An 11786-nucleotide genomic window follows, 5' to 3' on the forward strand; every position below is an offset into this window, starting at 1 on the left:
GTAACTTATCGGTAAAAATTGGAATCATTTCGGCATGTGGTTAAAAAACTCTAATTTCATTTTGAGAATCATCTTTCAAATATGAAAAAAGAAATACTAAATCATCTTGCCATACTTTTTATTTTATTTTCATCTTCACAAGCCTTTGCTGCATCGGTAGATACTGTAATTACAAAAAGCAAAGTAATGAATAAGGAGATTAAAGCTGCGGTTATAAAACCGCAGCTTTATGAAGGCTCAACAAAACGTTTTCCAGTATTATACTTGCTGCATGGGGCAGGCGGTAAATATTCAGATTGGTTATTGAACACTAAGGATAAAGAAGCCGTAAAAAAGCTAGCAGATAATTTTAGTATTATAGTGGTTTGTCCGGATGGGGGAGTAACCAGCTGGTATTTCGATAGCCCAATTGATCCTTCCTATCAATACGAAACTTATATTGCTAAAGAATTGGTGGAATTTGTTGATAGTCGTTACCGAACCATCAATGATAAAAATGGAAGAGCAATAACGGGTTTAAGCATGGGCGGACATGGAGGTTTGTATCTTGCTTTTAGGCACCAGGATATTTATGGCGCTTGTGGAAGCATGAGCGGTGGTGTGGATATCAGACCTTTTCCTGAAAACTGGAATATAGCCAAAAGGTTGGGTCCTTATAATCAGTTTCCAGATCGCTGGGAAGCAAATACCGTAATAAATCTGACCCATTTGTTGAGTCCCAATAAATTGGCAATTATATTTGATGTTGGCCGTAACGATTTCTTTTATGATGTAAACGTTGCTTTACATGATAAATTGATTGCCCGTAACATTCCACACGATTTTACTGTGCGACCGGGCGTTCATAATTTCGAATACTGGGAAAATGCAATCGCTTATCAAATGATGTACTTCAGTAAATTTTTTAGTAAAAGCGGATCTTAAAATTGGTTTAATGCCAAAACTCCAAATAAGCCTAAGATGGATACAATACTCTCCATCATGGTCCATGTACGGAAAGTTTCTTTAAGTGTTAGGTTGAAGTATTCCTTAAACATCCAGAACCCAGTATCGTTAACATGTGAGAACATTAAACTTCCAGCGCCAACTGATAGCACCATTAATTCTGGTGGGGCATTCGGGCCAATTAACGGCAGAACCATCCCCGATGCAGTAAGGGCGGCTACAGTTGCCGAGCCTAAGGTTACACGAAGGGCAGCAGTAATTAACCAAGCCAATATTAGTGGCGATAGATTTAAGTTTGCCGTTAAGTTTTTAACGGTTTCACCCATGCCGCTATCAATTAAAATTTGCTTAAAGGCACCTCCAGCCGCAATAATTAAAATAATCATGGCGATACTTTTTACACCCTCAGCGCAAGATTCCATTGCCTTTTCTATAGATGTTTGCTGAATAAAAAGTGTGATGATAACAGAAAGTAACAATGCTGCTGTTGGATCTGCAAGAAAGGTAAATATCGATTTTCCGAAGTAATTGATGGAAATACTATTGCCAATTGTGCCAGCAACGATTAAAAAGACAGGTAGTAGCGCAGTTATAAAACTTTTGCCTGCCGATGGGAGATCATTTCCCTCTTCAATAAAAAGTTCGGAATTAAGCGTTTGATCTCTTTTGATAATTAATCTCGGAAAATAAACACCAGCTATGATGGCAATGGGTAAACTTAAAATTAATCCATATATTAATGTTTTGCCAATATCTGCATGAAAAATGCCTGCTAATGCTACTGGGCCAGGATGTGGGGGGAGAAAGCCATGGGTAACTGAAAGGGCGGCTGCCATTGGTATGCCGATGTATAATTTAGAAAGACCGGTGGCGGATGCAATTGCAAACACTAAAGGAATCAACACAACAAAGCCTGCATTGTAAAATAGCGGAATTCCAACCATTAATCCGGTGATTAATACCGCCCACTGAACGTTGTTTTTACCAAAGGCTTTAATGAGAAGAAAAACTATCTTTCTGGCAGAGCCACTATCTTCAATCAGTTTTCCCATCATGGCACCCAGTGCAAGCACCATGACCATGTTACCTAAAGTACTTCCAATGCCATTACTTACTGATGCCATTACCTGGCTGCCAGGCATGCCTAAAAATAACCCTGTAAGTATGGCCACCAACAGCAGGGCAATCATTGGATTTACTTTTTTCAAAATTAAAATGAAAAGAAGTAAAATGGCTAGCAAAAGGATGATTAGCGACATGTATGTGGAATTTTAATACCTTTTATTTTTTCACAGTAATCGTCCTCCCGGTAACCAAATGAAATTCATAGATTTTGTAAAGCCCATCGTCGTTGGTTTCAATACTTTCAACTAACCCGGTTTTGCTAAAGGTATCGGTAACCATATCACCAATTTTTACATCCTGTAAGATATCGTTTGGTGTTTCGCTATTTAGTCTGATCATGCTATAAAAGTATTGTAAAATAGCAAGAATATTTTATCAATCATGTTTTGTCCAAACCAATTTAGCAGTTTTATAACCCAGGCCTTCTGCTTTTTTCAGGTAAGCCTGTTTAACGCTTTCAGGAATAGTTTTTGTTCTCGATAAAATCCAAAGGTAATCCAGGTTATTTCCCACAACCAAAGCATATTGGTAATCCTTATCGATTTCGATCACATTATAGCCAGCGTAAAAAGGACCGAAGAAGGAAACCTTTAATCTTGCTTCAGTATTTTCGTTTACAAATTTGGCTTTACCTATACTTTGCTTCCATTCTTTTTTAACAACATTATAACCTTTATTGTCAACTTTTATGGTGCCATCTTCGTTAAGCGAATAAGTTGCTGTTACATTATTTAGATCTTTTTCAAATTTGAAATCCATTCTGGCAATTTCAAACCAAGTACCCAAATATTTATCTTTTTGAAATGGTTTTACTGCAGTAGCGCCCTGTGGTATGGTAACACTGCAACTTGCATAACTAATAATGATGACGCCTAATGTGGCGAGTAAAATTGCGTTTCTAAGCTTATTGTTCATTTTTAAATCAATATGCTTAGAAAACGTATCTATTATAAAAAGGTTTCTTAATGATTAAAATTTAACAAAGATTTTATCATTAAGAAACGTTGTTGTTTATATCAATTTATCCTTCCGATCTTAAGATTTTTAACGGTGGCTGATTCAGAATACTTCGGGTACTTAATACGCCGGTAATTACAACTATAAATACAACTGATCCAAATAGACCCAGGGTTGCCCAAAATGGTGGAATGAAATTCGCATCGAAGCTAAATTTTGCTAATGCCCAACTTCCGCCGATGGCTAAAATCAATCCGGCACCAGCGGCAAATGCACCCAAAAAGAAATATTCAATCGCGTTTATGGCTAAAATTTGCTTTTTGCTTGCACCGATTGTTCTTAATAAAATACTCTCCTTTAATCTTTGATTTTTACTGGTTAATACTGCCGATACTAAAACAATCCATCCAGTTACCATACTAAAACCTGCCATAAATTGAATAACAAATCCGATTTTACTAAGAATCTCATCCAATAATTTCAAGATAAGATCTAAATCGATTACCGATACATTGGGAAAGTTTTTAACCACTTCACCCTGAAATTTAGCCGACAGTTCACTCGTTGGAACGCGGGTCATGAGTACATGAAACTGTGGTGCTTCTTCTAAAACTCCCGCAGGAAACACAACTCTAAAATTGGTTTGCATTCTGCTCCAATTTACTTCACGCAAGCTACCAACAACTGTTGAAATCATCATGCCTTGAACATTGAACAGAATTTTATCATCCAAACCAACATTAATCTGATCGGCATATCGCTGGTCAAGGGAAATGTAAATCGTTTCTTTTGGTTTCACCTTTCCAATCCATTTGCCTTTTACAATTTTTTCTGCTGCGGTTAAGCTATCTTGGTATGTTGCCCTGATTTCGTTTCGGTAAGCTCTTCTGTTATTGGTGTCAGCACTTGCTTTTTTACCATTTATTTCTTCAATGCGCATGGTAATTACGGGCACTTGATTCATTAACGGCAATTTAAAGGCTTTAGTTAAACTATCAATTCGTTCCTTCTGCGTTTTTTGGATATCGAACATCACCATGTTAGGCTGGTTGCTGCCCGATGAAAGCGTAACACGACTCATCAAAATTCCCTGAACAAAAAATAAGGTACAGATAAAAGTTGTTGATAAACCAATAGAAACAGTTAGCATTAATGTTTGATTGTTTGGCCGATACAAATTTGCAAAACCTTGCCTCCACAAATAACTGGATGATTTTGGAAGTAAGGTTTTAACCAAAAACATTAATAGTTTGGATAGAACAATCAGCAAAATAAAGGCTACACCGATGCTAATGGTAAAAGCTAATGTCTGGGTCCAGTTTTTCATTTGCAAATGGGTAAAACCCACCACAAATGCCGCCATTAGTAAATAAACCAACCAGGTTAATGGATCAGTCTTGCCACCAATTTTCTCAAAAGATAAACGAATAGCATTAAGCGGTGAAATTTTTCTCACGGATAGGAGCGAGGGTAATGCAAACAGTACAGAGATGATTAAGCCCAGCAATAAACCCTGGCCAACTGCCGACCATGAAACTTGCATGGTTATTTCCACAGGAAGAAAATCTTTTAAAACCAAAGGCAATAAAAATTGGATCCCAGTTCCTAAGATAACGCCAATGGTGGCCGCAATTAAGCCAATAAAAAATATTTGAATCAGATAAATTAAAAAAGCATGTCGCGATTTAAGCCCCAAACAACGTAATGTTGCAATTGCACTTAACTTTTCCTGGATATATACATGGATGGCACTGCCCACGCCTACGCAACCTAGTAACAAGGCAATGAAACCTGAAAGTGCCAGAAATCGATTTACATCTTTAAAAGATCTGCCGGTTTGTTCTTTTCTTGATTCTACGGTATCAGCATCAAAACCTTCTTTTTCTAGCTTAACCTCATTCTTTTTTACCCATTCATCAACTCCCGATGGATCATCATATCGGAAATAAAATTTATTGTTAATTCTACTTCCCGTTTTTATTAGATTGGTTTTTTCTAAATATTTTAACGGGAGATAAACAATTGGTGCTACACTTGCAGCAATTCCATTTTGCCCAGGAGCTTTAATTAATGAGCCTAATATTTTGAACTTTAAATCGCCAATTTGAACGGAGTCACCCACTTTGGTATTAAACTGTAGCATTAGGGTTTGGTCAACCAAAGCGGTTCTGCCTTCCTGAAAATGATTGGCTGCGCTTATCGGGTTGGTTTCTATTGATCCATAATAGGGATAATTTCCTTCAAGCGCTTTCATTTGAACCAACCTGCTGCCACCTCCATTTTCAAAATAGATCATTGAAGCAAAGGTTTTCTCCTGCGATCGTTCATTACCGAGGCTGTCAATCAATTTTTGCATCGCTTTGCTAACGCCTTTTCTGCTATCCAAAACCAAATCGGCTCCGGTAAGTTCTTTTGCTTGAGCATCAATATCGCGTTGTAAATTATCCTTAAAAGAATATACAGCCACCAAGGCAGCAATTCCTAAAACAATCGAAGAAATGAAAAGTAAGAGTCGTGAGCGGTTTTTGCGGCTATCTCGCCAAGCCATTTTGAAAAGCCATGAAAAACTGATGCTTTGCTGCGGGATATGATTAGGCATAAGTTGGGTTTTCATCTGAAATAATTACACCACCTTTAATTTTTATGGTTCTACTCGTTCGGGCTGCAAGTTCTAAATCGTGGGTTACAATAACTAAGGTTGTTCCGAAATCTTTGTTCAAATCAAATAGCAATTTGATAACTTTTTCGCTGGTTTCTGCATCAAGATTTCCTGTAGGTTCATCGGCAAAAAGAATAGCAGGTTTATTGGAAAAAGCCCGTGCCAATGATACACGCTGTTGCTCGCCACCAGATAATTGTATTGGATAATGGTGAGAACGATCGGCCAGGCCTACCTTTTCTAAAAGTTCCATGGCTTGGGTTTTAATATTTTTTGCACCTCTAAGCTCCATCGGTACCATTACATTTTCTAAAGCCGTAAGCGTAGGCAAAAGCTGGAAATTTTGAAAAATGAAACCCACATATTGATTTCGAACAGCAGCCCGCTCATCTTCATTTAGTTTTTCCAATGCAATGCCATTAAGCTCAACAGTACCGTTGCTTGCCCGGTCTAACCCTGCGCACAAACCTAATAAGGTAGTTTTTCCACTTCCGGATGGACCTGTAATGGCAACTGTTGAACCAGCCTCGATAGAGAAATTTATTTGATCCAAAACGGTTAGCTCTCGTCCGGCGTTTTGATAAATTTTACTTACATTTCGAATGTTTAATATATTTTCCAAATTTTTGAATTATAGTTTTGTATGTATGTTCTGCCAAACATAACATGGCATTGCCTGTTAAGATAGTGGTTTTTACTTAGAGAAAAAATTAGATATGATGTTACGAAAACGCTTTATTGGTTTATTTGTTTTGGCTATAATGTTGGCTGCCTGTGGAAACAATAAAAGTAATGGCACTGCAGAAGAAACTTTAGATTCGGCTGACCAAAAAAAATCTGCGAATACTGCAGATAAAAAAAACATTCTCTTTTTTGGAACCAGTTTAACCGCTGGGTATGGACTGGACCCAACTGAAGCATTTCCAGCACTTATTCAAAACAGAATCGATTCTTTAAACCTGCCTTATAATGTAATTAATGGAGGTTTAAGTGGCGAAACTTCTGCAGGTGGTAAAGGTAGGATTGATTGGTTGTTGAAACAGCCTATTGATATTTTTGTACTTGAATTAGGCGCCAACGATGGCTTGAGGGGATTGCCTGTAAAACAAACCATCAAAAATCTTCAGGATATTATCGATGCGGTGAAAGCGAAATACCCTAATGTTAAACTGGTTTTGGCTGGTATGCAAATGCCTCCAAGTATGGGTGCCCGATATACCAACGATTTTAAAAATATTTTTCCCGATTTAGCTAAAAAAAACAACATGGCTTTAATACCGTTCTTGCTCGATAAAGTGGGTGGTATTCCTAAACTTAATCAGGAAGATGGCATTCATCCAACTGCCGAGGGAGATAAAATTTTAGCTGAGAATGTCTGGGTAGTGTTAAAGCCACTTTTATAATGAAAACAAAATACTAAGATTTCCTAGTTTGCATTAATTTCTCTATCATCTTTGCACTCACCTTCCTGAGCTGTAAAAATTATTTTTTCTGAACTTGCTATAGTATGTTTTGATAAACTGAAATCTCAACATCCTTAACATTTAAGATTTTTTTTCCTTAGCTAATGGTTAACCTTATTGTTACTTGTAATTAGTATAAATAAATATACGTAACATTCTTTATTTAGAATGATTCTTGTTAACTTAGCCGAAATTCTTTTAGCTTCTACTATTGGACTATTGAATCATTAATCAAACTCTTAAGCTTAGAAATGAAAAAAATCCTAATTGCTGTTCTTGCAATAGCATCGTTTACTACACAGGCTCAAAAAAACACTTTTTTTGATCAGTCGTTCTGGAAAGGAAATACCGATTTAGCAACAATCAAGGCAGAAATTGCGAAAGGAAACAGTCCATCGCAATTAAATCAAATGTCGTTCGATGCTACAGTATTGGCTATTAATAATAATGCTCCCGCAGAAACCATCTTATTTCTGTTGGCACAGCCAGGTAATGATGTAAATAAAATCACTCACGATAGTAGAACTTATCTTTTCTGGTCAGCATCAAGAGGAAACATTCCTGTAATGGAGTACTTATTAAAAAACGGAGCGAAAGTTAATATTCAAGATAGTCATGGTGCAACTCCATTAACTTTTGCGGCTGGTGGTGGTCAAGCTGATACTAAAGTTTATGATCTTCTAATTGCAAATGGTGCTGATATTAAAACCAATTTGAATCACGATGGTGCAAATGCATTGTTAATTGGTATTGCTAACGATAAAAATTTCGCTTTAACCGATTATTTCGTTTCAAAAGGTTTGAGTTTAAACAGTATTGACGCTGCTGGAAATACTGCATTTAACTACGTTGCAAGAAGTGGAAATATCGAATTGATGAATAAATTGATTGCCAAAGGCGTTAAATATAATGATAACGCATTTATTATGGCTGCGCAAGGTGGTAGAGGAAGTTCAAATGGCTTAGCTGTTTTTCAATATTTAGAAGGACTAAAACTAAAACCTACAGTAATTGGAAGCAACGGAGAAAATGCGCTTTCGTATGTTGCCCGTAAACCAAAACAAGAGGAGGTGATTAATTATTTCCTTAAGAAAGGTGTAGATGTAAATGCTGCAGATAAAGAAGGTAATACTGCTTTTATGGCGGCTGCAGGTGGAAATAGAGATATTGCTACCTTAGAGTTACTGGCTAAAAATGTTAAAAATATTAATCAGGTTAACGCGAAAGGCGTATCTGCACTGGCAATGGCTGTTCGTGGCAATTCGGCTGAGGCGGTTAATTTTTTATTGAGTAAAGGTGCTGATATTAACAGTGCAGATAAAGATGGAAATAATTTGGCCTACTATCTTTTCCAGTCTTACGGACCTCGAGGCATGGAAGATTTTAATGCCAAATTAAAAGTGTTAAATGATAAAGGCTTTAATCTTGCTGCGGTTCAGCCAAATGGCAATACATTGTATCATTTAGCGGTTGCCAAGAATGATTTAGCATTGGCCAAATTAGTTTCCGACTATAAAGTGGATGTAAACCTGAAAAATAAAGAAGGTTATACTGCTTTACACAAAGCGGCCATGACTGCCAAAGACACCGAACTTTTAAAATATTTAATTTCGGTAGGTGCTAAAAAAGATGTGGCTACTGAATTTAAAGAAACACCTTACGATTTAGCAACAGAGAACGAATTTTTAACAAAAAACAAAGTATCAATCGACTTTTTGAAATAATAATAATGAACAATATTTATAAACTGTGCCTGGCTTTTGCGCTAATTCTTTCCGTACCTACACTATCTTCAGCACAAAAAATAACGAAGTACAAGTGTATGGTGCAAATGACCAATTACACAGGCGAAGGTGCTTATATTGCCGTATCGTTAATTGATGCAAAAGGTGCTTACGAAAAAACACTTTATGTAATGGGTTCTGATAAAAAATGGTATCCTGATCTTAAAGAGTGGCATAAAGCTTATAAAAGTAAACCCACAAATATTAGTGCCATTACAGGTGCATCGGTAACCGGTGGTGATAGAAGTGTAACTGTTTTCGATATTGAAACTGTTAAAATTAACAAAGGTTATAAGTTGCGTTTTGAAACCGCTGTAGAAGACAACAAATATTATGTTAAAGATGCTGAAATTCCTTTAACCACTGAAGGTTTGGCGGCCAAAACTGATGGAACGGGTTACATTAGATATGTACGCCTAAGTCCAAACTAAAAAGCTTATTAAATGACAATTTCTGTATGGAGATACAGCCATCTTGTACTGGCTGTATCTTCTTTTCTTTTTATAACCCTCGCATCTGTTACTGGAATTATACTTTCCTTTAAGCCGGTAACCGAAAAAATACAGCCTTACAAATCAAAAGACTTTGATCAGCTAAATGTAGCACAGCTGATTCCGACACTGCAAAAATCATATACCGATATTGCTGATGTAAGTATTGATGCCAATCAATTTGTAGTAGTGAATGGAACAGATTTGAATGATCAATCTGGAAATTTTTATGTTGATCCTGAAACTGGACAATCTCTAGGTAAGGTTACTAAAGAAAATGAATTTTTTAGGTGGACTACCACTTTACACCGTTCATTATTCCTGCATGAACTGGGCAGGTTTTTCGTCGGATTAACCGCTTTTCTCTTATTTCTTATTGCAACATCAGGAACCGTTCTGATCATTCAGCGACAAAGAAGTTTTAAAAAGTTTTTTGGAAAAATTGTGAGAGATGGCTTTGCACAATATTACCATGTGGTTTTGGGTAGATTGTTGCTCATTCCAATCATCATCATTTCATTAACTGGAACATATCTTTCACTCCAAAGATTTGGAATTATCAAAGAACAGAAAATTACGCATAAAGTAGATTTCGACGCTTTAAAAGTTTCTCCTAAAAAGAAAATATCCACTTTTGAAGTATTTAAGGATATTCCGCTAACGGATCTTCAATCAATAGAATTTCCATTTTCTGAAGATGTTGAAGATTATTTTACACTCAAACTTAACAATAGGGAAATTACCGTAAACCAGATTACTGGAGATGTAATTACGGAGCAAGCTTATTCAAAGGCAACATTGTTTAACAACCTCAGTATGGATTTGCATACTGGTAGAGGAAGTGCCATTTGGGCAATTGTTTTGGCAATTGCTTCTGCTAATATTTTATTTTTTATTTATTCGGGGTTTGTAATCTGGTGGAAACGCAGGGCAAATCGCATCAAAAACAAATATAAATCTGATCAGTCAGAGTTTATTTTATTAGTTGGTTCTGAAAACGGAACAACCTTTCGTTTTGCTAACGCCATACATGCACAATTGCTAAAAAATGGCAAAAGTGCTTTCATGGCCGAGCTTAACGATTATAAAAACTTTCCGCAAGCCAAACAAATCTTAATATTTGCAGCAACTTATGGTCAGGGCGATGCACCAACAAATGCATCAAAATTTAAGTCGCTGCTGCGAAAATATAAGCAATCAACAAATGCCGATTTTTCGGTAATTGCTTTCGGCTCACATGCCTATCCCGATTTTTGTAAGTTTGGCTACGAAATCAATAATGCCTTATCAAAAGAGAGTTGGGCAAAACCATTACTCGAAATTCATACTGTAAACGATCGCTCACCAGAAGAATTTATAAGATGGGCAACCCTATGGGCCCAAAATTCTAATCTTGAACTTAGTTCTCTTGATAAACTATTGGCTCCAAAGCCTGTTAAAACACAAATGTTTGAAGTGATGGAAAAAACGGTTTCGAGCCATGCAGAAACTTCATTTATCATTCGATTAAAACCCAAGAAAAGAAATAGGTTTACTTCGGGCGATCTACTGGCGATCTATCCTGCCAACGATCACAGAGAGCGATTATATTCCATTGGTAAAATAGGTAATGATGTGCAGTTGAGTGTGAAGCTGCATCAAGGTGGTTTAGGTTCTGGATTTTTACATGAGCTTGAGGTTGGAAAAACATTAAAAGCTGCAATAGTTCGCAATTCACATTTTCATTTTCCTGTTAAAGCAAAAACTGTAATCATGGTATCAAATGGAACAGGCATTGCACCGTTTTTAGGGATGATAGATCAGCAAGGCCGTGTTCAGGATATTCACCTTTACTGTGGATTTAGAAACAAAGATTCATTTACACTTTACGAAAATGCCATTAATAAAGAAGCTAATCTTTTAACTTCATTACATGTGGCATATTCAAGAGAAGGAGAGAAACAATACGTGAAGGATTTGTTGGCTTTAGATCAATCTTTTGTGTGTGAAACACTTAAAAATAATGGCGTAATTATGCTTTGTGGCTCTTTGAGTATGCAGAAAGATGTAATTGAATTATTGGATAAATTATGCCTAAATGATCAACAAAAAAGTATCAGCTATTATCAATCTCGAGGACAGATTTTAATGGATTGCTATTAATCATCCATTTTAAGTTATAAATTATGCGGAGATTAGTCTTGCTATTCTCCGCATTTTTGCGTAGAATAGCTTGATTTTGCGGAGAATATGTACTATATTTCCTCTATAAATAATATGCAATAAGAATTACCTACCCACACTTAGCGGGCAATCATAAATAAGAATTTCCTCTGCGAGCTCTATGTCTCAAACGCAATTTCTTGCCTGGAACACACTTTTA

At 36.5% G+C, this 11786-nt stretch carries 10 protein-coding genes; 5 read left to right on the forward strand and 5 right to left on the reverse strand.

Annotation, left to right across the window (positions count from 1 at the left end; genetic code table 11):
* Positions 1-81 precede the first annotated feature (81 nt).
* Positions 82-924, forward strand: coding sequence for an alpha/beta hydrolase family protein (locus LUA91_RS06485; protein ID WP_231425213.1), 843 nt, complete (start codon positions 82-84; stop codon positions 922-924).
* On the opposite strand, the gene LUA91_RS06490 is transcribed toward LUA91_RS06485, so the two are convergent.
* The 5 genes from LUA91_RS06490 to LUA91_RS06510 all read right to left on the reverse strand — a co-directional run bounded on the left by LUA91_RS06490 (position 921) and on the right by LUA91_RS06510 (position 6308).
* Entirely contained in the window at positions 921-2204 is a 1284-nt protein-coding gene (locus tag LUA91_RS06490) for a gluconate:H+ symporter (RefSeq protein ID WP_231425214.1), read from the reverse strand. The two genes, LUA91_RS06485 and LUA91_RS06490, sit on opposite strands and share 4 nt — an antisense overlap.
* Positions 2205-2226: 22 nt before the next feature.
* A complete protein-coding gene (locus LUA91_RS06495; RefSeq protein WP_231425215.1) occupies positions 2227-2409 on the reverse strand; it encodes a hypothetical protein in 183 nt (60 codons plus the stop codon).
* A gap of 36 nt (positions 2410-2445) precedes the next feature.
* A complete protein-coding gene (locus LUA91_RS06500; RefSeq protein WP_231425216.1) occupies positions 2446-2985 on the reverse strand; it encodes a lipocalin family protein in 540 nt (179 codons plus the stop codon).
* Positions 2986-3091: 106 nt separating this feature from the next.
* Positions 3092-5641, reverse strand: a complete 2550-nt coding sequence (locus tag LUA91_RS06505; protein WP_231425217.1) for an ABC transporter permease — start codon at positions 5639-5641, stop codon at positions 3092-3094.
* Positions 5619-6308 (reverse strand): ABC transporter ATP-binding protein, encoded by a 690-nt coding sequence (locus tag LUA91_RS06510; protein ID WP_231425218.1) that lies wholly within the window; start codon positions 6306-6308, stop codon positions 5619-5621. The genes LUA91_RS06505 and LUA91_RS06510 overlap by 23 nt, the downstream gene beginning before the upstream one ends.
* Positions 6309-6402: 94 nt before the next feature.
* Between LUA91_RS06510 and LUA91_RS06515 the strand changes: the two genes are divergently transcribed.
* The 4 genes from LUA91_RS06515 (at position 6403) to LUA91_RS06530 (ending at position 11566) form a co-directional block, all read left to right on the forward strand.
* Positions 6403-7089: an arylesterase gene (locus tag LUA91_RS06515; RefSeq protein ID WP_231425219.1), complete on the forward strand. Its 687-nt coding sequence runs from the start codon at positions 6403-6405 to the stop codon at positions 7087-7089.
* Between the two features lie 311 nt (positions 7090-7400).
* On the forward strand, positions 7401-8873 hold the full coding sequence (locus tag LUA91_RS06520; RefSeq protein WP_231425220.1) for an ankyrin repeat domain-containing protein: 1473 nt from the start codon (positions 7401-7403) through the stop codon (positions 8871-8873).
* A 5-nt stretch (positions 8874-8878) separates the two neighbouring features.
* Positions 8879-9364 (forward strand): DUF2271 domain-containing protein, encoded by a 486-nt coding sequence (locus LUA91_RS06525; RefSeq protein ID WP_231425221.1) that lies wholly within the window; start codon positions 8879-8881, stop codon positions 9362-9364.
* A 12-nt stretch (positions 9365-9376) separates the two neighbouring features.
* On the forward strand, positions 9377-11566 hold the full coding sequence (locus LUA91_RS06530; RefSeq protein ID WP_231425222.1) for a PepSY domain-containing protein: 2190 nt from the start codon (positions 9377-9379) through the stop codon (positions 11564-11566).
* The last annotated feature ends 220 nt before the right edge of the window (positions 11567-11786 follow it).

Origin of the sequence: Pedobacter sp. Leaf250 (assembly GCF_920984735.1) — a bacterium.
Classification (GTDB): Bacteria; Bacteroidota; Bacteroidia; order Sphingobacteriales; family Sphingobacteriaceae; genus Pedobacter.

What these genes read in the sequence shown, in the direction of transcription:
- LUA91_RS06485 (WP_231425213.1), top strand. Translation starts at nt 82, where the DNA reads ATGAAAAAAGAAATACTAAATCATCTTGCCATACTTTTTATTTTATTT.
- LUA91_RS06490 (WP_231425214.1), bottom strand. Translation starts at nt 2,204, where the DNA reads ATGTCGCTAATCATCCTTTTGCTAGCCATTTTACTTCTTTTCATTTTA.
- LUA91_RS06495 (WP_231425215.1), bottom strand. Translation starts at nt 2,409, where the DNA reads ATGATCAGACTAAATAGCGAAACACCAAACGATATCTTACAGGATGTA.
- LUA91_RS06500 (WP_231425216.1), bottom strand. Translation starts at nt 2,985, where the DNA reads ATGAACAATAAGCTTAGAAACGCAATTTTACTCGCCACATTAGGCGTC.
- LUA91_RS06505 (WP_231425217.1), bottom strand. Translation starts at nt 5,641, where the DNA reads ATGAAAACCCAACTTATGCCTAATCATATCCCGCAGCAAAGCATCAGT.
- LUA91_RS06515 (WP_231425219.1), top strand. Translation starts at nt 6,403, where the DNA reads ATGATGTTACGAAAACGCTTTATTGGTTTATTTGTTTTGGCTATAATG.
- LUA91_RS06520 (WP_231425220.1), top strand. Translation starts at nt 7,401, where the DNA reads ATGAAAAAAATCCTAATTGCTGTTCTTGCAATAGCATCGTTTACTACA.
- LUA91_RS06525 (WP_231425221.1), top strand. Translation starts at nt 8,879, where the DNA reads ATGAACAATATTTATAAACTGTGCCTGGCTTTTGCGCTAATTCTTTCC.
- LUA91_RS06530 (WP_231425222.1), top strand. Translation starts at nt 9,377, where the DNA reads ATGACAATTTCTGTATGGAGATACAGCCATCTTGTACTGGCTGTATCT.